This is a genomic window from Pseudomonas sp. HS6 (assembly GCF_023375815.1).
Taxonomy (GTDB): domain Bacteria; phylum Pseudomonadota; class Gammaproteobacteria; order Pseudomonadales; family Pseudomonadaceae; genus Aquipseudomonas.
Map to the genome: position 1 here is coordinate 4,452,896 of NZ_CP067412.1, position 21,437 is coordinate 4,474,332.

The window sequence follows — 21,437 nt, forward strand, 5'->3', positions numbered from 1 at the left end:
CTCCTTGGCGCAGTCGATGGCGATCTGGTAACCGGCGTCGGCGTGACGCATCACGCCAGTATCTAGAATTCGCCGTCAACCCCTAATTTCAACTTTACTCGGATTTCAGCGTAATCCGGGCAAAAGCCTTCTTGCCGGCCTGACAAACGTGAGTCGCGCCCAGTACATATATAAAGGAGCGATCAACAACCTCACCATCTATACGCACACCACCGGAAGCCAGCAGATCACGAGCAGCCGCGGAGTTCTTCACCAGGCCTGCCTTATTAAGGACGGCAGCAATCGGCATATCTTCGGCAGCTGTCAGTTCGACTTCCGGCAAATCATCCGGCAACTCGCCATCCTTCATACGGTTACCCGCACCACGGTGAGCATTGGCAGCAGCCTCTTCGCCATGGAAGCGCGCGACGATCTCTTCAGCCAGTTTGATCTTGATGTCGCGAGGGTTGGCACCCGCCTCTACATCAGCACGGAAGGCATTGATCTCATCCATCGAACGAAAGCTGAGGAGCTCGAAGTAACGCCACATCAACGCATCCGGGATCGAAACCAGCTTGCTATACATGACACCCGGAGCTTCCTGGATGCCGACGTAGTTGCCCAACGACTTGGACATCTTCTTCACGCCATCCAGCCCCTCGAGCAGCGGCATTGTCAGAATGCACTGAGCTTCCTGACCATAACCACGCTGCAGCTCGCGCCCCATCAGCAGGTTGAACTTCTGATCGGTACCGCCAAGCTCCACATCAGCGCGCAATGCAACCGAGTCATACCCCTGAACCAGCGGATAGAGGAACTCATGAATGGCGATTGGCTGATTGGTGGTGTAGCGCTTGTCGAAGTCATCACGCTCGAGCATACGAGCCACGGTGTACTGCGAAGTCAGGCGAATAAAGTCCGCAGGCCCCATCTGATCCATCCAGGTGGAGTTGAATGCAACTTCGGTTTTCGCCGGATCGAGAATCTTGAATACCTGAGTCTTGTAGGTCTCGGCGTTTTCCAGAACCTGCTCACGGGTCAACGGAGGGCGAGTTGCACTCTTGCCACTCGGATCGCCGATCATTCCGGTGAAGTCACCAATCAGGAAGATCACCTGATGCCCCAGCTCCTGGAACTGGCGCAGCTTATTAATAAGCACGGTGTGACCAAGGTGCAGATCCGGCGCCGTTGGATCGAAGCCGGCCTTGATTCGCAGCGGCTGGCCACGCTTGAGCTTTTCGATCAGCTCGGACTCGACCAACAATTCTTCCGCACCACGTTTAATCAGCGCTAGCTGCTCTTCAACCGACTTCATAACAGACCCGCAAGGCTCAGATTCAAAGGGAACCAACCATACAAGATCGCACACCAATTACAAGTTTTGCCCGGCGCACGGACACCAATCCACGGGCGAGATGCCTGCGGACTTGCCTCAGAGATGATTTGGTTATATTTTATACAGTTATTTCATCTTCATCATGTCATTCATCTTTTCCAATTCATCTTTTCAAAGTCAAAACTACTTATGACCACTGAACCGTCTAAAGCGCCACCGCTTTACCCGAAGACCCACCTGCTTGCCGCGAGTGGGATCGCCGCCCTTCTCAGCTTGGCGCTCCTGGTATTTCCTTCCAGTGATGTTGAAGCCAAAAAGACGACCCTGAGCCTTGAACTGGAAAGTCCTGCTGAACAACTGACACAAGATCAAGACGCTGCTGAGGCGGTTCAAGCCACAAACGAGCCAGTAACCTCGCCCTTCGCACAGATCGAAAACAGCGCAGAAGACGCACCTCAAACCGCCGAGGCCGCGCCAGTACCTGCACCTGTCGCTCCTGAAAAGAAGGCTCCAGGCCACAGGGAAGTGATCGTGTCCAAGGGCGATACCCTTTCGACATTGTTCGAGAAGGTCGGCCTCCCGGCGGCGGCCGTGCATGACGTGCTGGCCAGCGACAAACAAGCCAAGCAGTTCAGCCAGCTCAAACACGGCCAGAAACTCGAATTCGAGCTCAATTCGCAAGGCCAGTTGACCAATCTGCACAGCAAGGTCAGCGACATCGAAACCATCACCCTGACCAAGAACGACAAGGGTTATGTCTTCAACCGCGTTACCGCCAAGCCAACCGTTCGCACCGCTTACGTCCACGGCGTAATCAATAGCTCGCTGTCCCAGTCCGCCGCCCGCGCCGGCCTGTCCCACAGCCTGACCATGGATATGGCCAGCGTGTTCGGCTACGACGTCGACTTCGCCCAGGATATCCGCCAGGGTGACGAGTTCGACGTGATCTACGAGCAGAAAGTGGTCAATGGCAAAGCTGTCGGCAATGGCCCGATCCTGTCCGCTCGCTTCACCAACCGCGGCAAGACCTATACCGCCGTGCGTTACACCAACAAGCAGGGCAACAGCAGTTATTACACCGCCGATGGCAACAGCATGCGCAAGGCGTTCATCCGCACGCCGGTGGACTTCGCCCGCATCAGCTCCAAGTTTTCCATGGGCCGCAAACACCCGATTCTCAACAAGATCCGCGCCCACAAAGGTGTCGATTACGCCGCCCCACGCGGCACGCCAATCAAGGCTGCCGGTGATGGCAAAGTACTGCTGGCCGGTCGTCGTGGTGGTTACGGCAACACTGTGATCATTCAGCACGGCAACACTTACCGCACGCTGTATGGCCATATGCAGGGTTTCGCCAAAGGCGTGAAGACCGGCGGCACCGTCAAGCAGGGCCAGGTAATCGGCTACATCGGCACTACCGGCCTGTCCACAGGCCCGCACCTGCACTATGAGTTCCAGGTCAACGGCGTTCACGTCGATCCATTGGGCCAGAAGCTGCCAATGGCCGACCCAATTGCCAAAGCCGAACGCGCCCGCTTCCTGGCACAGAGCCAGCCTTTGATGGCGCGCATGGACCAAGAGAAGGCCACCATGCTGGCCTCGAGCAAGCGCTAAGCAATGGCTCTTTATATCGGCGTGATGTCCGGAACCAGCCTCGACGGTCTGGACATCGCCCTGATCGAGCAGACCTCGGCGATCAATCTGATCGCCACGCACTACATTCCCATGCCTGACTCCTTGCGCGCCGAGCTGCTTGGCTTGTGCGCCAGCGGCCCCGACGAGATCGCCCGCTCGGCCATTGCCCAGCAGAACTGGGTGAAGCTTGCGGCCGAAGGGATCCATGCCCTGCTTGAACAGCAACAGCTCAAGTCCGAAACCATTCGTGCGATAGGCAGCCACGGCCAGACCATTCGCCATGAGCCGGCTCGCGGATTCACCGTACAAATCGGCAACCCAGCCCTGCTGACCGAGCTGACCGGCATTACGGTCGTCAGCGATTTCCGCAGCCGTGATGTGGCCGCCGGTGGCCAAGGCGCCCCTCTCGTTCCAGCCTTCCATGAAGCGTTGTTCGAAGAGCGTACCGGTAACCGTGCCGTCCTGAATGTCGGCGGTTTCAGCAATCTCAGTCTGATTGAGCCGAACAAGCCTGTAGCCGGTTTCGACTGCGGACCTGGGAATGTGCTGATGGATGCATGGATTCACCAACAGCGTGGCGAAAACTATGATCGCAATGGTCAATGGGCAGCCAGCGGCGTGATTGAGCCGACTCTGCTCAAGGCCCTCCTGAGCGATCCTTTTTTCGTGACCAAAGGCCCGAAGAGCACGGGCCGAGAAGTTTTCAACCTACCGTGGCTGGAACAACACCTGTCACGCCTGCCTGGTATCCCACCCGAAAACGTACAGGCAACGCTACTCGAACTGACGGCGCTGACCATCGTCGAGTCGCTGCAAAGCGCTCAATCGAATACCGAAGAACTACTGGTCTGCGGCGGCGGCGCCCATAACGCCACGCTGATGAAGCGCCTGGCCGACCTGCTGCCCAACGCGAAAGTCGCCAGTACCGCGAGCCACGGTGTCGATCCAGACTGGGTCGAAGCCATGGCCTTCGCCTGGCTGGCCCATTGCTGCCTGGAGGGCATCACTGCCAATCGCCCCAGCGTCACCGGCGCCAAGGGTTTGCGCATACTCGGCGCCATCTACCCCAACTAAGACAAAACGCAGATAACAAAACGCCGCAGAACCGTGAGGCTCTGCGGCGTTTTGTTGTGTTCGGTGAAGCGAGATCAGATCGAGAACGAAGAACCGCAACCACAAGTGGTGGTGGCATTCGGGTTCTTGATCACGAACCGCGAACCTTCCAGACCTTCCTGGTAGTCCACCTCGGCACCTGCCAGGTATTGGAAACTCATCGGATCAACCACCAGACTGACGCCTTCGCGCTCGACGATGGTGTCGTCCTCGGCCACATCCTCATCGAAGGTGAAGCCGTACTGAAACCCTGAACAACCGCCGCCCGTAACGAATACGCGCAGCTTCAAGCGATCATTCCCCTCTTCATCGACCAGGCTCTTCACCTTGTGCGCGGCACCGTGAGTGAATTGCAAAGCCGTGGGGGTGAAGGATTCGACGCTCATGCTGACTATCTCCCGGCGTTACGCCGCCATAATGCGTGATGACGCGCATTATCCGCTTGTCCTAGAAAATCGGTCAACTATTGTTACGGTATATCAATAAAGTTGATCAACCGACCAGAATGCAAAAAGGCCCGTTCAACGGGCCTTTTTACGAGTCCAACAAGCTGTTACGGCAGCATGCCCGCATGGGACAGACCAAAGCGCTCATCCAGGCCGAACAGAATGTTCATGTTCTGCACCGCCTGACCCGACGCGCCCTTGACCAGGTTGTCGATCACCGACAGCACCACCACCAGATCACCATCCTGTGGACGGTGAACCGCAATACGGCAGACGTTGGCACCGCGCACACTACGGGTTTCCGGATGGCTACCCGCCGGCATCACGTCGACGAACGGTTCATTGGCATAACGCTTTTCGAACAGCGCCTGCAGATCCACCGAGCGATCCACCACGGTCGCATAGAGTGTTGAATGAATGCCGCGAATCATCGGCGTCAGGTGTGGCACGAAGGTCAGACCGACATCCTTGCCCGCCGCACGACGCAGCCCCTGACGGATTTCCGGCAGATGACGGTGACCTTTCACCGCATAAGCCTTCATGCTTTCCGACGTTTCGGAATACAGCGAGCCTACAGCAGCACCACGACCGGCACCGCTGACGCCGGACTTGCAGTCGGCGATCAGAAGCGACGTATCGGCAAGACCTGCCTCAAGCAATGGCAGGAAACCCAGCTGCGTTGCGGTCGGGTAGCAACCCGGCACCGCGATCAGGCGTGCTTTCTTGATTTGCTCACGGTTGACTTCCGGCAAGCCGTAAACCGCTTCGTCCAGCAACTCCGGCGCACCGTGTGGCTGGCCGTACCATTTGGCCCATTCTTCGGCGTCCTGCAGACGGAAGTCTGCCGACAGGTCGATGACCTTGGTGCCGGCCGCCAGCAGTTCGCCGGCCAGTGCGTGAGCTACGCCGTGCGGAGTGGCGAAGAACACCACGTCGCAAGCGCCCAGGGTCTTGATGTCCGGCACGCTGAACGCCAGACCGTCATAGTGACCGCGCAGGTTCGGGTACATATCAGCCACGGCCAGACCGGCCTCGGATCGGGAAGTGATCACCACCACTTCTGCCTGCGGATGCTGTGCCAACAGACGCAGCAGTTCGACACCGGTGTAACCCGTGCCGCCGACGATACCGACCTTGACCATAAACCTGCCCTCAACGAACCCACTGGAAAGCCGTCGATAATAGGGGCCGCGCGCGCCTGCGACAACCGTCAAGGTGACGTGCGGACGCTCAAGCCTCTACTATCCGGCCTACCGTGAATGAGGGAAAAACCAAAAATGCTCTATCTATGGATCAAAGCGCTTCATATCGTCAGCATCGTGTGCTGGTTTGCCGGACTGTTCTACCTGCCGCGATTGTTCGTTTATCACGCACAAAGTGAAGACACGACCAGCAAGGAACGCTTCAGCGTCATGGAGCGCAAGCTGTATCGCGGCATCATGGGCCCGGCGATGATTGCCGCGCTGATCTTCGGCGGCTGGCTGATCTACCTGAACCCGAGCATCTTCAGCACAGGTGGCTGGATCCACGCCAAGCTGACCCTGGTCGTGCTGTTGATCGGTTATCACCACATGTGCGGCGCGCAGGTAAAACGTTTCGCCCGTGGCGAGAACACCCGCAGCCATGTCTTTTATCGCTGGTTCAATGAAGTGCCGGTTCTGATATTGCTGGCTATCGTAATTCTGGTCGTGGTCAAGCCGTTCTAATTTCAACTGGTTCAACTTTCCGGGGTACTTCCGATGTCGCTGCCCGCTCTGCTCGAACAACGTCTGCGCCTGCCCGTCGTGGCTGCGCCGATGTTCCTGATTTCCAATCCTGAACTGGTGCTCGCGTGCTGTCGCAATGGCGTGGTGGGCAGCTTTCCGGCGCTCAACCAACGCGAAAGCAGCGGGTTCAAGGCCTGGCTGGAACAGATCGAAGCGGGACTGGCGACACTGGATAACCCGGCGCCTTATGCCGTGAACCTGATTGCTCACAAGAGCAATCCGCGTCTGGAGGCGGATCTGAACATCTGCGTCGAGCACAAGGTGCCCATCGTCATCACCAGCCTCGGTGCGGTGAAGGAGTTGGTCGATGCCGTACACAGCTACGGCGGCCTGGTGTTCCACGACGTGACGACTCGCCGCCATGCGGAAAAAGCCGCCGAAGCGGGCGTCGATGGTTTGATCGCCGTTGCCGCCGGCGCTGGTGGCCATGCCGGCACCTGGAGCCCGTTCTCGCTGATTGCCGAGATTCGTCAGTTCTTCGACAAAACGCTGCTGCTTGCAGGATGTTTGAACCACGGCCATGAGATTCTCGCCGCACAGCTGCTTGGCGCGGATTTGGCCTACTTCGGTACGCGATTCATCGGTACGACTGAAAGCCATGCGCCCGACGCCTACAAAGAGATGCTGCTGACAGCCAAGGCAGCGGACATCATTCATACTCCTGCCGTGTCTGGAGTACCGGCCAGCTTCATGCGTCAAAGCCTGGAAGCTGCCGGTTTCGACACGGCTGCGCTGCAAGGTAAAGGTGAAGTGAACTTCGGCGACAAGCTCAAACCGATCAACGACGAAGCCAAAGCCTGGAAAACCGTTTGGTCCGCCGGCCAGGGTGTCGGTGAAATCGACGATCTGCCAAGCGTGGACCAACTGGTGGCGCGCCTTGATGCCGAGTATCGCCAGGCCCTGGAGCACGCAGCGCAACTTCCGAAGCGCTGGCCGCGCTGAGAAAATTCCGGCCAGTCGCTGCCCGACTGGCCTTACACTGGGCGACTGCGACACGTTTCAATTCAATTTCTTTCGCGACAAGGATGCCTCGGCCATGAGCGAACCCCGTTACAAGATTGTTTTCGACGGAGCCCTCCAGCCCGGCGTCGATATCACCACGGCCAAACTCAATCTGGCCGATCTGTTCAAGAGCGACGTGGCCGGCATCGATCGCCTGTTCAATGGACGCGCCGTTGCCCTCAAGCGCGACCTCTCGCACAGCGACGCCCAGACCTATCTGCAAGCGCTAAGCAAGACAGGGATCGACGCCCGGATCGAATCGGAAACGGCCATCGAACTGAATCTGTCCGATGTACAGGAACACTCTGCCGCCGTGGCTGAGCCCGATTCGCCTTATGCACCGCCTCGGGCCAGTGTCGGTGAACAACTGGCGGAATTCGCCACGCTCAAACCCTTCAGTGTCGAAGGCCGAATCGGCCGCCTGCGCTACCTCGCATGGTCGATGGTGTTGAGTCTGGTGACCCTGCCAATAGTCGGTGTGTTCGCGCTGATCGGGCTGGGACTGGTCAGCACGGATTCGACTGCGGGGCTGATCATCGGCGGCATCTTCGCCTTCTTCCTGTTTGTGGCTTTCGCGATTGTCGGCATCCTGTTCAGCATTCAGCGCCTGCACGATATTGGCTGGTCAGGCTGGCTCTGGCTGCTGACCCTCGTACCGTTCGTGGGCAGCTTCTTTCCGCTGGTGATCATGGTCATGCCGGGCAATACCGGCGCCAATCGCTACGGCCCGCCACCGCCGCCGAACAGCACTGCCGTCAAAGTGCTGTGCTCTCTGTGGATCGTGTTCATCGGGCTGTTCTTCGTCGGTGGAATGCTGGGCGGGATCTCCGCGATCCAGCAGGAGTACGAAACCAGCCTCGAAAGCAGTTACGAAAGCGGTTCGGTAACCGCCGATGAAGTCGATGTCGAAGTCGAGCCCGTGCCGAATTCGGTGGACGATGCAGCCGAAGCCGCGCCGGCCCCTGTAGACTCTGCGAAAGAATGAACAGCGCTCCCCGCCGTGACACCTGCGTCCACGGCGCGGAGCTGTTGCGATGGAGAACTGCATGACCCGTTACGCTCTGATCACTGGCGCCTCCAGCGGCATCGGCCTGGCCATGGCCGAAGCCCTGGCCCGCCGAGGCCGCAGCCTGATTCTGGTGGCCCGACAGCGTGATCAGCTGGAAAGCATTGCGATTGAACTGACCCAACGTTTCGGCGTGGAGGTACTGTTCCGGGCCTGCGACCTGGGCGAGCCGTTGCGCCTGTCCGGATTTTTACTGGAGCTTGAAGAAGGCGACCGGCAGATCGACTTGCTGGTGAACTGCGCCGGCATTGGTACATGCGGCCCGTTCCTGGCCCAGGACTGGATGACTGAGCAGGACCTGATCGAGGTGAACATTCTCGCCCTCACCCGTTTGTGCCATGCGATCGGTAACAGCATGGCACTGCAGGGTGGTGGGCAGATCCTCAACGTGGCATCGGTGGCCGCGTTCAATCCCGGCCCGTGGATGAGCACTTACTACGCCAGCAAGGCTTACGTTCTGCACTTTTCCGAAGCGCTGCGGGTGGAATTGAAAAAGTGTGCCGTGAAAGTCTCGGTCCTCTGCCCCGGCCCGACACGTACGGCATTCTTTCGCACAGCGCAACTGAACAACGAGAAACTCAACGCCAGCAAATTACTGATGAGCCCCGAAGAGGTCGCGCTGTATACCGTGCGCGCCCTTGAGAAAAACCGCGCGATCATTATTCCCGGGCGCAGAAACCGCTGGTTCGCATTTCTGCCACGACTGGGTTCGCGCTGGCTCAACCGGACCATCGTCGGCATGGTCAACAAAGCCTACTGCCCGCGCTGAATCGTCCTACGGTAAAACACTGGGCGGACTTATACCTCATGAGTACACTCAGACCAGCTCACACAACGGAGAAAACAGCTGTGGATACTCTGTTCACCAAGATCATCAACCGGGAAATCCCGGCGAAGATCATCTACGAGGACGACCAGGTTCTGGCGTTCCACGACATCGCCCCACAGGCACCGGTGCATTTTCTGGTGATCCCGAAGAAACCGGTGCGCACCCTCAATGACCTGACCGAAGACGACAAGGCACTGGCCGGGCACATCCTGTTCACCGCCCAGCGTCTGGCGCTGGAGCTGGGTTGCGAAGAGGGCTTCCGGGTGGTGATGAACTGCAATGAAAAGGGTGGGCAGACGGTCTACCACATTCATATGCACGTACTCGGTCAACGTCAGATGAACTGGCCGCCGGGCTGATCGACCTCGAAATCTGTGGGAGCGCCCTGCTCCCGCATGACCCAGCGCAAACCTTCCCCGGCCGATTCGGTTAAACTGGCCGCCGAGATTCTTCCCGGAGGTCAGCATGACTACCCAACGTCACTATTCGCCAATTGACCGTCTTCTGCTGCAAGCCGATGCCGCGATGCGAACCCTGCTGCCCTTCAGTGGCCAGCCGTACCGTCCGTCGCCAGCCATCGTACAGCCCGACGTGCAGATGAGCGACGAAGACACCCGCCACGTCGCCGGCCTGATGCGCATCAACCATACCGGCGAAGTCTGTGCCCAGGCGCTGTATCAGGGCCAGGCCCTGACCGCCAAGCTGCCGCAGGTTCGCGAAGCCATGGAGCATGCGGCCGAAGAAGAAATCGATCATCTGGTCTGGTGCGAACAACGCATTCATCAGTTGGGCAGCCACACCAGCGTGCTCAATCCGCTGTTCTACGGTATGTCGTTCGGGATCGGCGCAGTCGCCGGGCTGATCAGCGACAAGGTCAGCCTCGGGTTTGTCGCGGCGACCGAACATCAGGTGTGCAAGCACCTGAACGAGCATCTGGAACAACTGCCGGCCGAGGACGAAAAATCCCGGGCGATTCTGGAGCAGATGCGTATCGATGAAGAACATCACGCAGAAAGCGCACTGGAGGCCGGTGGTTTCCGCTTCCCGGCACCGGTGAAGTTCGGCATGAGCCTGTTGGCCAAAGTGATGACCAAAAGCACATACCGCATCTGAAAAACGCCCATAAAAAAGGCGACTGCCGCAAAGCAGTCGCCTTTTTTGTGCCTGGATTTCTTAGCTCGGCATATTGCGCGCGTAGAAAATCTCAAGCATTTCGTGCTTCACACGCTCGGTCACCTGGGCGCGTTGCTCAGACGACAGATTGCTGGTGGCATCGCCGAACAGGTAGTTATCCAGTTCGAAGTTCTTCAGCAGCATTTTGGTGTGGAACAGGTTTTCCTGGTACACGTTAACGTCGGTCATCTGGTACGCGTCGCGGGTGTCTTCGGAAAGGTAGTTCTGGATCGAGTTGATCTCGTGGTCGATGAAGTGCTTGTTGCCTTCAACGTCACGGGTGAAGCCGCGCACACGGTAATCCACGGTCACTATGTCCGAATCGAACTGGTGAATCAGGAAGTTGAGCGCTTTGAGCGGTGAAATGACTCCACAAGTCGACACGTCGATGTCCACACGGAAAGTCGCAATACCGGCGTCCGGATGGATTTCCGGGTAGGTATGCACCGTGATATGACTCTTGTCGAGGTGGGCCAGGATGATTTCCGGCAGCGGACCCGGCGACTCTTCGATCTGGCTTTCGGTCGGGGTGACCGGTTCTTCCGAGATCAGAATCGTGACGCTGGCACCCTGAGGCTCATAGTTCTGACTGGCAATGTTCAGAATGTTGGCACCAATGATTTCGACAACTTCCGTGAGGATCTGCGTCAGGCGTTCCGCGTTGTACTCTTGATTGATGTACTCGACGTAAGCCTGCTGGTCTTGCGGGGTTTCCGCGTAGCAGATGTCATAGATGTTGAAGCTCAAGGTCTTTGTCAGGTTATTGAACCCGTGGAGCTTGAGTTTGCTTTTCACCGTTAAAAACTCTCTATGTATGCGGCCCGGCCGCGTGATCAAGCATGCCCGTCAAGTGCGAACAACGCACCTGCGTAGGACGGTTAACACCTCTTCGCGATGGCGATTTTGGTTATCTGTTCAGGCGGCTGACCCGTCGGTTGACCGATCACTGCCCTGAAAAAAGTGGCGCATTATGCAGACGTCAGCGGGGGATCGCCAGAGTCTGCACTGCTTTTATGATAGTTGAATGTCGGCTTAGCCGAGTTCGATGATTTCGTAGTCGTGGGTGATCGCTACGCCGGCTGCGCCGAGCATGATCGAGGCCGAGCAATACTTCTCCGCCGACAGCTCGATGGCGCGTTTGACCTGAGCTTCTTTCAGGCCACGGCCCTTGACCACGAAGTGCATGTGGATCTTGGTGAACACCTTCGGATCTTCGGTCGCGCGTTCGGCTTCCAGATAAGCTTCGCAGCTTTCAACCGCCTGACGGGACTTCTTCAGGATGCTGACCACATCGAAATTGCTGCAACCGCCAACGCCCAGCAGGAGCATTTCCATCGGGCGAACACCCAGGTTACGACCACCGGCGTCCGGCGGACCGTCCATGACCACGACATGACCGCTGCCGGATTCGCCGAGGAACATGGCTTCGCCAGCCCATTGGATGCGTGCCTTCATCGCCAAGACTCCACTGTAGAAAAAAGGGTCGCCAGCTTAGCACAGGGCCCTGCTTTGACTGCGAGCGGTGATCCTAGGATCGATGCCTTTACCGCGTAGGTAATTTCTCGAATTTTCGACGAAGTGTCTGGTAAGCTGGCGCCAATTCACTGGCGCCTAGCCAGTATTTGTAGCGACCGCCTCAGCGCCTCATATAAAAACCAAATATAACCGTGCAGTCTTTTCGGGATACAACCATGGTTGGTATTACCCCCACACCCAAAATCAAGAACCTCGACAAGCTGCTGATGCACTGCCAGCGCCGGCGCCATGCGGCCAAGAGCAACATCATCTGTGCCGGGGATCGCTCGGACACGCTGTACTTCATCATCCGCGGTTCGGTCACGATCCTGATCGAGGATGACGACGGCCGCGAGATGATCATCGCTTACCTGAATGCCGGGGACTTCTTCGGTGAGCTGGGCCTGTTCGAACAGGCCGGTCAGGAACAGGAGCGCAGTGCCTGGGTGCGGGCCAAGGTCGAGTGCGAAGTCGCGGAAATCAGCTACGCCAAATTCCGTGAGTTGTCGCAGCAGGATCCAGACATTCTTTACGTACTCAGCGGACAAATCGCACAACGCCTGCGCAACACCACGCGCAAGGTCGGCGATCTGGCGTTCTTCGACGTCACCGGCCGCGTAGCCCGCTGTCTGCTGGAGCTGTGCAAGCAACCCGATGCGATGACCCACCCGGACGGCATGCAGATCAAGGTGACGCGTCAGGAAATCGGGCGGATTGTCGGTTGCTCGCGGGAGATGGTCGGTCGCGTCCTCAAGGATCTTGAGGAACGCAACCTGGTGGATGTGAAAGGCAAGACCATGGTGGTCTTTGGCACACGCTGAGTGCTGAGGTTCAGCCGGCGTAGATCTGCGCCAGCATTAAACGAAAGAGTTCATCGAGTCGCGCCAATGCATGGGGCGCCGGGAATTTCTCATGCAGTGCGATGTGGCTTGCAGCGCGCACCCGTTGCTCCAGGCCACACGCTTCATTGAAGCGATTGACCGCCGCGACCATCGATTCGCGCTCGTCATCCAGCAGCATCGCACCGTGCACCAATCCCACCGGGCGCTGCCCACCCTGACTCTGGCGCCAGCGCTGAGCGGTGCCGACCATCTTGCGGCCGTCGAGGTTGACGTTGAAACGACCGTCGCAGAAGGCGCCGTCGATTTCACCCAGCGAAGACGTGCCACCCAACTCATCCAGCAACTCACAGATCGGATCACACAGACGCCGGTAACCGGTTTCGATGCGGTTCAGATCGCCTTCGCTGCGAGGCGGTGCGTAGACCAATGCAATGTTGATCGTCGAAGCGGATTGCGGAACAGGCTCACCACCGGTTTCACGCAGCAATACCGGCCAACCGGCAGCGGCGGAGACTTCACAGGCGTGATCGAATCCGGGGAGCCGGTTCAAGCGACGCGGCATGACCAGAGCACGATCACTGGGCTGCCAGAACAGCAGGCCGAATTCGGCATCACCGGCGCAGACCGAGGCCAGCAGATCCTGCTCGGCTTGCAGGCCAGCTTCGATGGGCAGGGAAACTGGAGTCATAAAGAAGTCCGTTAGACGATCAGTCTGTGGTGAATCTTATGGCCTCTTCGCGGGCAAGCCCGCTCCCACATTAGGAGAGCATTTCTCCTGTGGGAGCGGGCTTGCCCGCGAAAGAGTCGACTCGGTCTGAATGAATCAGTCGAGGGTCGAACCGCTCACCGGAACGCCGCGCTCAGGGAAGAACAGACGTTGCAGTTCAATGCCCGGGCTTTCGGCGCGCATGAACGCTTCGCCCACCAAGAACGCGTAAACGTCGCTGATTTCCATCAGCTCGACATCGGCACGGTTGAGGATGCCGCTCTCGGTAATCACCAGACGATCGCGTGGGATGCGCGGCAGCAAGTCGAGGGTGGTTTCCAGGCTCACGTCGAAGGTGTGCAGGTTGCGGTTGTTGACCCCGACCAGTGGCGTGTCGAGGGTTTTCAATGCGCGTTCCAGTTCATTGCCGTCGTGGACTTCCACCAGCACATCGAGACCGACGCCTTTGGCCACCGAAGCCAGCTCGGCCATTTTCACGTCATCCAGCGCAGAGACGATCAGCAGCACGCAGTCGGCGCCCAGAGCGCGGGCTTCGACGATCTGGTACGGATCGATCATGAAGTCCTTGCGGATCACCGGCAGCGAGCACGCCGCGCGGGCCTGTTGCAGGTAGGCATCGGCGCCCTGGAAGTAGTCGATATCAGTCAGTACCGACAGACAGGTCGCCCCGCCCTTCTCGTAGCTTTTAGCGATGTCGGCAGGAACGAAGTTCTCGCGGATCACGCCTTTGCTCGGCGAAGCCTTCTTGATTTCAGCGATAACGGCCGGTTGTTTCTTCTTGGCCTGCGCCAGCAAGGCACGGGCAAAACCGCGGGGTGCATCGGCCGCCTTGGCCAGACTTTCCAGCTCGCTCAGGCTCACACGGGCGCTACGCTCGGCGACTTCCTGAACCTTGCGGGCCAGAATGTTTTCCAGAACCGTCGGTACACTCATCCCTCATTCTCCACTTTGAATACCGCGGTAAAGGCACCCAACTCCTCGAGTTTTTCCCGAGCGAGGCCGGTGTGCAGAGCGTCGTGGGCAAGTGCCACGCCTTCTTTCAGACTTGTTGCCAGATCGGCGGCGTACAACGCCGCACCGGCATTGAGCACGATCATTTCGGCAGCCTTCTGGCCGTTCTCGGTCTTGCGCTTGCCCAGCGCGTCGCGAATCAGTGCCAGCGAAGCTTCCGGACCTTCGACCGACAGGCCGTGCAGACTCTGGCTCTTCATGCCCAGATCTTCCGGCTCGACCCAATATTCGGTGATCTCGTTGTTCTTCAGCTCGGCCACAAAAGTCGGTGCAGCAAGGCTGAATTCGTCCAGACCGTCCTTCGAATGCACCACCAGCACATGTTTGCTGCCCAGACGCTGCAAGACTTCGGCCAATGGCCGGCACAGAGCCTGAGTGAATACGCCGACTACCTGATGTTTAACGCCGGCCGGATTCGTAAGCGGGCCGAGCATGTTGAACAGGGTACGCAGGCCGAGGTCGCGGCGCGGGCCGGCGGCGTATTTCATGGCTTTGTGGTGAGTCTGGGCGAACATGAAACCGATGCCGACGTTGTCGATGCAACGCGCCACCTGAACCGGGGTCAGGTTGAGGTAGATCCCGGCAGCTTCCAGCAGGTCGGCGCTGCCGCTCTTGCCCGACACCGCACGGTTGCCATGTTTGGCCACGGTGCAGCCGGCAGCAGCAACGACAAAGGAGGAAGCGGTGGACACGTTGAAGATGTTCGCGCCGTCACCGCCGGTGCCGACCACATCGACCACGCCGTCGAGGGTCTTGAGTTCGACCTGCTCGGCCAGCTCGCGCATCACCGACACCGCGCCGACGATCTCGTCGATGCTTTCGCTCTTCATGCGCATGGCCATCATGAACGCGCCGATCTGCGCGTCCGTGCATTGGCCGGTCATGATTTCGCGCATTACATCGCGCATTTCATCGGTGCTGAGGTCGAGGTGATCGACGATACGGCTCAGGGCTGACTTGATATTCATGGAGAGTCCTTAGCGCGTGCCGCCGGTTTGTTTGAGGAAGTTGGCGAACAGCTCATGGCCCTGCTCGGTAAGGATCGATTCCGGGTGGAACTGTACGCCCTCGATGTTCAGGGTCTTGTGGCGCAGGCCCATGATTTCATCGACCGAGCCGTCATCATGCTGAGTCCACGCGGTCAGCTCCAGGCAATCGGGCAAGGTCTCGTGCTTGACGATCAGGGAATGATAGCGGGTGACGGTCAGCGGACGATTCAGGCCGGCAAATACGCCCTTGTCCTCGTGGAATACCGGGCTAGTCTTACCGTGCATCACTTGCCGGGCACGTACCACATCACCGCCAAAGGCCTGGCCGATGGACTGGTGGCCGAGGCAGACGCCGAGGATCGGCAGCTTGCCGGCGAAGTGCTTGATGGCTTCGATGGAGATACCGGCTTCGGTCGGCGTGCACGGACCGGGGGACACCACGATTCGTTCCGGGTTGAGCGCTTCGATTTCGGCGATGGTCAGTTCGTCGTTGCGCACGACCTTGACCTCGGCACCCAGCTCGCCAAGGTATTGCACAACGTTGTAAGTAAAGGAGTCGTAGTTGTCGATCATCAGCAACATGGCGTTTCGAACCTCTTGAATTCTGACTTGGAAACAGCCTTCGGATGACTTGCCAGGACGCTGCACGATGTCGGACGCACAAATGGCGACGGCAAAGCGGCATTTCAAACGGGCAAGGAAGGCAAAGCGATACAGATCCGGCGGGGCCGGCAGAAAAGATTCAGGCGCGCCAACGCCAGCGGGCGTGTGCCTTGATGACTTGATCCAGGAGTTTGCTGGTGATCAACACGGGGAAGGTCTCGTTCATACGTTCCCGCACAGTAACTTAGCTGGGCAGAGCGTGCAATATGGCCAGGCCTGACGGGGGGAAAACTATGGGAGGGTTGACGACCGATGGCAAAACGCCGGAAGTTTTTGGTACTGTCGTTTCGTTCCATACAACAATAAATAAACGGACTTGCTCATGATCAAACAAACGTTGTTTGTACCGCTTGCCGGATGCCTGCTCGCGATGGCCTGCGCCCAGGCGAATGCTGCGCCCAATCCTTATTCGAATTTCGTTGTCTTCGGCGACAGCCTCAGCGACGCCGGGACATTTTCCGACCCAGGCGGTCCGGCCGGATCAGGCAAGCGCTTCACCAACCGCACCGGCCCGAACTACCAGGACGGCAGCGGGGAGTTCTACTCGCTGAACGCCACCCAATTGATCGGCGGCCGACTGGGTTTCTCGCCAAATCAGACCGCTTCCGCTGATTCGGCGGTACGCGCCGGCCAGGGTTTGCCCGACGGCAACAACTGGGCCGTTGGCGGCTATCGTACCGACCAGATTCTCGACTCGATCACCACCACGTCCGCCAGCGGTGAACGCACACGTGCCGGTTATTTGCCGTCGAACGGTTTCCGGGCTGACCCCAATGCACTCTATTACCTGACCGGGGGCGGCAACGACTTCCTTCAGGGGCGCGTTACCAGCCTCCCTCAAGCCAATGCTGCCGCCGACCGACTGGTCGACAGCGTACGTACATTGCAAGGTGCCGGCGCCCGCTACATCATGGTCTGGCTGCTGCCGGACATCGGCCTGACACCGGCCATCAACGGCTCGCCGCTGCAGAGCTTCACGTCGCAACTGAGCGCCCAGTTCAACACCGAACTGGTGAGCCAACTGCAGACAGTCAACGCCAACGTCATCCCGCTGAACATTCCGGTCCTGCTCAAGGAAGCGTTTGCCAATCCGGCACAGTTCGGCCTGGCCACCGATCAGAATCTGGTCGCTACCTGCTTCAGCGGCGATGGCTGTACCGAGAATGCCCGGTACGGGATCAACAGCGCCACGCCGGATCCGACCAAGCTGATCTACAACGACTCGGTGCACCCGACCGAAGCCGGGCAACGGTTGATTGCCGATTACGCCTACTCGTTGCTGGCTGCTCCATGGGAACTGACCCTGCTGCCGGAAATGGCCCAGGGCACGTTGCGCGCGCATCAGGATGAACTGCGCAATCAATGGCTGGCCGACTGGGAAAACTGGCAAGGCGTTGGCCAATGGCGAGCGATCGTCTCCGCTGGCGGCCAGCATCAGGACTTCGATGACCAGCACGCCGGGGCAAGTGCCGATGGCAATGGCTACAACCTGAACATCGGTGGCAGCTACCGCCTCGACGACGCCTGGCGCGTGGGTGTGGCGGCAGGTTTCTATCACCAGAAAATCGAAGCCGGCGACAACGACTCCGAGTACAAACTCAACTCCTACATGGGCACCGCGTTCGCCCAGTACCAGCAAAACCGTTGGTGGGGTGACTTGGCTGTTACCGCCGGACATCTGGACTACGACAGCCTGAAGCGCAAGTTCCAACTCGGGATCAACGAACGTGGCGAGAAAGGCGACACCGACGGCTACGTACTGGCCATCGGCGGCCGCGTCGGCTACGACATCGCACCAGAAGCCAGCAGCCCATGGCACCTGTCGCCATTCGTCAGCGCCGACTTCGGCAAGGTGGAAGTCGACGGCTACTCGGAAAAAGGCGCGGACGCTACAGCGCTGACCTTCGATGACCAGTCGCGCAACTCCCGCCGTCTCGGCCTCGGCATCCAGGGCAAATACCAGATCACCGCACAGACTCAGGTGTTCGGTGAATTCGCCCACGAGCGCGAGTACAACGACGACGCTCAGGATCTGACGATGAACCTCAACAGCCTGCCGAACAATCGTTACACCCTGGAAGGCTATACACCGCAAACCAACCTGAACCGTTTGAACCTGGGCGTCAGCCACAACCTCACCAAGGAAGTGGCCCTGCGCGCCAGCTACAACATTCGCAAGGATGACGACTTTACCCAGCAAGGGGTCAATGTTGGTGTAAGTCTCGACTTCTGATCAGTCGGCAATAAAAAACGCGGCGCCCTCACAGGCGCCGCGTTTTTTTATGGCTGAATCCCCTATCACTCAGTCGGGGTTTGCTCGGCCAGTGCAACAGCGCGGAACATCGCGCGGCGCTTGTTGATGGTTTCTTCCCATTCCAGTGCCGGCACCGAGTCGGCAACGATACCGCCACCGGCCTGCACGTGCAGCTCGCCGTTCTTGATCACTGCGGTGCGAATCGCAATCGCGGTGTCCATGTTGCCGTTCCAGGCGAAGTAACCGACAGCGCCGCCATACACGCCACGCTTGACCGGCTCCAGTTCGTCGATGATTTCCATCGCTCGGATCTTCGGTGCGCCGGACAAGGTGCCCGCCGGCAAAATCGCCCGCAGTGCATCCATGGCGGTCAGGCCGGACTTCAACTGACCGGTAACGTTGGACACGATGTGCATCACGTTGGAATAACGCTCGATGACCATTTTCTCGGTGAGCTTCACCGAACCGATTTCCGAAACACGCCCGGTGTCATTGCGACCGAGGTCGATCAACATCAAGTGCTCGGCGATCTCCTTGTCGTCGGACAGCAGGTCTTCTTCCAGCGCCACGTCGGCCTCTTCGGTGGCCCCGCGAGGACGGGTGCCGGCAATCGGGCGCACGGTGATCAGGTTGTCTTCGACCCGCACCAGCACTTCCGGCGAACTGCCGACGACGTGGAAATCGCCGAAGTTGAAGAAGTACATGTACGGCGTCGGATTGAAGCAACGCAGCGCGCGGTACAGATCGATCGGCGCAGCCTTGAAGTCGATCGACATGCGCTGGGACGGCACGACCTGCATGCAGTCCCCGGCGAGGATGTATTCCTTGATGGTGTCGACGGCTTTTTCGTAGTCGTCCTGGGTGAAACTGGAGCGGAACACCGGCTCGGCCGCCTGCTGTTTGCTGAAGTCCAGGCCACGGCGCGGGGTAATCGGCTGACGCAGTTTTTCCAGCAGTTGCTGCAGTTGCGCCTGACCCTGCTCGTAGGCATCGGCCTGCGCCGGATCGGCCAGCACGATCGCGTGCATCTTGCCGGCGAGGTTGTCGAACACCACCACCGCATCGGAGACCATCAGCAGAATGTCCGGCACGCCCAGCGGATCCGGGTTCGGGCATTTGCCGAGACGCTTCTCTACATAACGCACGCAGTCGTAACCGAAGTAACCCACCAGGCCGCCGTTGAAACGCGGAAGACCGGCAATGGTCGGCACGTTGTAGCGGGCCTTGAAGGTTTCGACGAAGGCCAGCGGGTCTTCGACGTCGTGGCTTTCGGTCTCGACGCCATCGACGGTGATGCTGACGTGATGATCGTGAACCCGCAGCACGGTGCGGCACGGCAGGCCGATGATCGAGTAACGGCCCCATTTCTCGCCACCCTGCACCGATTCGAGCAGGTAGGAGTTCGGCTGGTCAGCCAGTTTCAGGTAGATCGACAGCGGTGTGTCGAAGTCGGCCAGGGTTTCGCAGGCCAGCGGGATGCGGTTGTAGCCTTCAGCGGCCAGACGCAGGAATTCTTCGCGGATCATAGGGTGCCTCGTGGTGTGAGGTGCAAATCAGTCAGGTGTGCAAACGCGCCGGCAGGCCGGCCAGGAACAAGTCAGGCGCGCCAACGCCAGCGGGCCAGGGCCTTGATGACTTTCATCCAGAGTTTGCGGGTGACCACCACGATGGCGTTTCCAGAAGGGGATTGAGAAGCGTCGGGCAACGTTATCTCAGCGGCCGTATCCAGGCAACCGGGAATTAGCTTGCGCAGATCGTCGATCACCAGTGCCGGGGATTCCTCGGCAATCGGCCGGCCATGATTGTAGCCATAACTCAGCGCAACACATTTGACCCCCGCCGCTTTCGCCGCCAGCACGTCGCTGCGCGAATCGCCAACGAACAGCGATTGCGAGGCCGGAATGCCGGACATCTTCATGACGAAGAACAGCGCCGCCGGATCGGGCTTCTTCTGCGGCAGGGTGTCGCCGCCGATGATCCACTTGAAATAGCGGCCGATCTTCATCTGATCCAGCAGCGGCGCAACGAAACGCTCCGGTTTGTTGGTGATCAGCGCCATGGCCACGCCCTGCTTGTGCAGCCATTTCAGGGTGTCGCGCACGCCGGGATAGACCACGGTCAGCTCATGGCTGGCGCCGTAGGCTTCCATGAACACCTCCAGCGCATGCTCGGCTTCGACGTCATCCACGGCGGTATGATCGATGCCGCCCGCCAGCGCCCGACGCACCAGCACCGGCGCACCGTTGCCGACCCACTCGCGCACCGACTCGATACCGGCAGGCTTGCGCCCGAGGGAGAGCAGCATGTTATCCACCGCCGCCGCCAGGTCGGGTACCGAGTCGATCAGCGTGCCATCCAGATCGAACATCACCAACCGCGGCAGTTGCCCCGGGAACAGCTGCTCAAATCCGCTCATGGGCGGGCCAGCGCCAGTTCGGAACGCATCTTGTCGATGACTTCCTGATAGTTCGGCGCATTGAAGATCGCCGAGCCGGCGACAAAGGTGTCGGCGCCGGCAGCGGCGATTTCACGGATGTTGTTGACGTTGACGCCGCCGTCGATCTCCAGGCGGATGTCACGGCCCGAGGCATCGATGATCGCGCGCGCTTCGCGCAGCTTGTCGAGGGTGCCGGGGATGAACTTCTGCCCGCCGAAGCCCGGGTTGACGCTCATCAGCAAGACCATGTCGACCTTGTCGATCACGTACTTGAGTACGTCCAGCGGGGTCGCCGGGTTGAACACCAGGCCGGATTTGCAGCCGCCTTCACGGATCAGTTGCAGCGAACGATCGACGTGCAGCGTGGCTTCCGGGTGGAAGGTGATGTAGGTGGCGCCGGCCTCGATGAAGTCGCCGACGATACGATCCACCGGGCTGACCATCAGGTGCGCGTCGATCGGCGCGGTCACGCCGTACTTGCGCAACGCGGCGCAGACCATCGGGCCGATGGTCAGGTTCGGTACGTAGTGGTTGTCCATGACATCGAAGTGGACGAAGTCGGCACCGGCGGCCAGAACATTGTCCACTTCCTCGCCCAGGCGGGCGAAGTCGGCGGAGAGAATCGACGGAGCAATAACGAAGGGCTGCATGACG

Annotated in this window: 22 protein-coding genes; 10 read left to right on the forward strand and 12 right to left on the reverse strand. The window is 59.2% G+C overall.

Annotated elements, in window-relative coordinates:
* Positions 1-94: 94 nt before the first annotated feature.
* Positions 95-1,294: a tyrosine--tRNA ligase gene (tyrS, locus tag JJN09_RS20125; protein WP_085731729.1), complete on the reverse strand. Its 1,200-nt coding sequence runs from the start codon at positions 1,292-1,294 to the stop codon at positions 95-97.
* Between the two features lie 210 nt (positions 1,295-1,504).
* Between tyrS and JJN09_RS20130 the strand changes: the two genes are divergently transcribed.
* A complete protein-coding gene (locus JJN09_RS20130) occupies positions 1,505-2,929 on the forward strand; it encodes a peptidoglycan DD-metalloendopeptidase family protein (RefSeq protein ID WP_249483270.1) in 1,425 nt (474 codons plus the stop codon).
* Positions 2,930-2,932: 3 nt separating this feature from the next.
* Complete coding sequence (locus tag JJN09_RS20135; RefSeq protein ID WP_249483272.1) at positions 2,933-4,024, forward strand: anhydro-N-acetylmuramic acid kinase; 1,092 nt, start codon at positions 2,933-2,935, stop codon at positions 4,022-4,024.
* A gap of 74 nt (positions 4,025-4,098) precedes the next feature.
* On the opposite strand, the gene erpA is transcribed toward JJN09_RS20135, so the two are convergent.
* Together erpA and argC are read right to left on the reverse strand one after the other, a co-directional pair.
* A complete protein-coding gene (erpA, locus tag JJN09_RS20140; protein WP_008077999.1) occupies positions 4,099-4,449 on the reverse strand; it encodes an iron-sulfur cluster insertion protein ErpA in 351 nt (116 codons plus the stop codon).
* Between the two features lie 167 nt (positions 4,450-4,616).
* Positions 4,617-5,651, reverse strand: a complete 1,035-nt coding sequence (gene argC, locus JJN09_RS20145) for an N-acetyl-gamma-glutamyl-phosphate reductase (protein WP_085731726.1) — start codon at positions 5,649-5,651, stop codon at positions 4,617-4,619.
* 135 nt (positions 5,652-5,786) lie between these two features.
* On the opposite strand from argC, the gene hemJ reads away from it, so the two are divergent.
* The 6 genes from hemJ to coq7 all read left to right on the forward strand — a co-directional run bounded on the left by hemJ (position 5,787) and on the right by coq7 (position 10,285).
* Entirely contained in the window at positions 5,787-6,215 is a 429-nt protein-coding gene (gene hemJ / locus JJN09_RS20150; protein ID WP_249483275.1) for a protoporphyrinogen oxidase HemJ, read from the forward strand.
* Between the two features lie 33 nt (positions 6,216-6,248).
* Positions 6,249-7,217 carry a nitronate monooxygenase family protein gene (locus JJN09_RS20155; protein WP_249483276.1) on the forward strand — a complete coding sequence of 323 codons (969 nt, stop codon included), beginning with the start codon at positions 6,249-6,251 and terminating at the stop codon, positions 7,215-7,217.
* A gap of 94 nt (positions 7,218-7,311) precedes the next feature.
* Positions 7,312-8,262 carry a DUF805 domain-containing protein gene (locus tag JJN09_RS20160; RefSeq protein WP_249483278.1) on the forward strand — a complete coding sequence of 317 codons (951 nt, stop codon included), beginning with the start codon at positions 7,312-7,314 and terminating at the stop codon, positions 8,260-8,262.
* A gap of 61 nt (positions 8,263-8,323) precedes the next feature.
* Positions 8,324-9,112 (forward strand): SDR family oxidoreductase, encoded by a 789-nt coding sequence (locus tag JJN09_RS20165; protein WP_248742184.1) that lies wholly within the window; start codon positions 8,324-8,326, stop codon positions 9,110-9,112.
* An 80-nt stretch (positions 9,113-9,192) separates the two neighbouring features.
* The gene (locus tag JJN09_RS20170) at positions 9,193-9,531 is read left to right on the forward strand and encodes a histidine triad nucleotide-binding protein (RefSeq protein WP_003228789.1); all 339 of its coding nucleotides are present in this window, start codon (positions 9,193-9,195) and stop codon (positions 9,529-9,531) included.
* A 106-nt stretch (positions 9,532-9,637) separates the two neighbouring features.
* Positions 9,638-10,285 (forward strand): 2-polyprenyl-3-methyl-6-methoxy-1,4-benzoquinone monooxygenase, encoded by a 648-nt coding sequence (gene coq7 / locus JJN09_RS20175; protein WP_007956317.1) that lies wholly within the window; start codon positions 9,638-9,640, stop codon positions 10,283-10,285.
* Positions 10,286-10,345: 60 nt separating this feature from the next.
* Here coq7 and speD read toward each other — a convergent pair whose 3' ends face one another.
* Together speD and JJN09_RS20185 are read right to left on the reverse strand one after the other, a co-directional pair.
* On the reverse strand, positions 10,346-11,140 hold the full coding sequence (gene speD, locus JJN09_RS20180; protein WP_007956315.1) for an adenosylmethionine decarboxylase: 795 nt from the start codon (positions 11,138-11,140) through the stop codon (positions 10,346-10,348).
* 237 nt (positions 11,141-11,377) lie between these two features.
* Positions 11,378-11,800 (reverse strand): OsmC family protein, encoded by a 423-nt coding sequence (locus JJN09_RS20185; RefSeq protein ID WP_249483279.1) that lies wholly within the window; start codon positions 11,798-11,800, stop codon positions 11,378-11,380.
* Between the two features lie 236 nt (positions 11,801-12,036).
* Here JJN09_RS20185 and crp point away from each other — a divergent pair, with 236 nt between their 5' ends.
* Positions 12,037-12,681, forward strand: a complete 645-nt coding sequence (gene crp, locus JJN09_RS20190; RefSeq protein ID WP_085709238.1) for a cAMP-activated global transcriptional regulator CRP — start codon at positions 12,037-12,039, stop codon at positions 12,679-12,681.
* A 10-nt stretch (positions 12,682-12,691) separates the two neighbouring features.
* Here the strand turns inward: crp and JJN09_RS20195 are convergent, their stop codons facing one another.
* From JJN09_RS20195 to JJN09_RS20210, 4 genes are all read right to left on the reverse strand, one after another.
* On the reverse strand, positions 12,692-13,390 hold the full coding sequence (locus JJN09_RS20195; RefSeq protein ID WP_249483281.1) for a lipoate--protein ligase family protein: 699 nt from the start codon (positions 13,388-13,390) through the stop codon (positions 12,692-12,694).
* Between the two features lie 135 nt (positions 13,391-13,525).
* Positions 13,526-14,362: an indole-3-glycerol phosphate synthase TrpC gene (gene trpC / locus JJN09_RS20200; RefSeq protein ID WP_249483282.1), complete on the reverse strand. Its 837-nt coding sequence runs from the start codon at positions 14,360-14,362 to the stop codon at positions 13,526-13,528.
* Positions 14,359-15,408 (reverse strand): anthranilate phosphoribosyltransferase, encoded by a 1,050-nt coding sequence (gene trpD, locus JJN09_RS20205; RefSeq protein ID WP_249483284.1) that lies wholly within the window; start codon positions 15,406-15,408, stop codon positions 14,359-14,361. Before trpD ends, trpC begins: the two co-directional genes overlap by 4 nt.
* Positions 15,409-15,417: 9 nt before the next feature.
* Positions 15,418-16,011 carry an aminodeoxychorismate/anthranilate synthase component II gene (locus JJN09_RS20210; RefSeq protein WP_007956309.1) on the reverse strand — a complete coding sequence of 198 codons (594 nt, stop codon included), beginning with the start codon at positions 16,009-16,011 and terminating at the stop codon, positions 15,418-15,420.
* 403 nt (positions 16,012-16,414) lie between these two features.
* Here JJN09_RS20210 and estP point away from each other — a divergent pair, with 403 nt between their 5' ends.
* The gene (gene estP, locus JJN09_RS20215) at positions 16,415-18,325 is read left to right on the forward strand and encodes an esterase EstP (protein WP_249483286.1); all 1,911 of its coding nucleotides are present in this window, start codon (positions 16,415-16,417) and stop codon (positions 18,323-18,325) included.
* A gap of 65 nt (positions 18,326-18,390) precedes the next feature.
* On the opposite strand, the gene trpE is transcribed toward estP, so the two are convergent.
* From trpE to rpe, 3 genes are all read right to left on the reverse strand, one after another.
* The gene (gene trpE / locus JJN09_RS20220) at positions 18,391-19,872 is read right to left on the reverse strand and encodes an anthranilate synthase component I (RefSeq protein WP_249483288.1); all 1,482 of its coding nucleotides are present in this window, start codon (positions 19,870-19,872) and stop codon (positions 18,391-18,393) included.
* A 71-nt stretch (positions 19,873-19,943) separates the two neighbouring features.
* A complete protein-coding gene (locus JJN09_RS20225) occupies positions 19,944-20,762 on the reverse strand; it encodes a phosphoglycolate phosphatase (RefSeq protein WP_249483289.1) in 819 nt (272 codons plus the stop codon).
* Complete coding sequence (rpe, locus tag JJN09_RS20230) at positions 20,759-21,433, reverse strand: ribulose-phosphate 3-epimerase (RefSeq protein ID WP_007918813.1); 675 nt, start codon at positions 21,431-21,433, stop codon at positions 20,759-20,761. Before rpe ends, JJN09_RS20225 begins: the two co-directional genes overlap by 4 nt.
* Positions 21,434-21,437 lie beyond the last annotated feature (4 nt).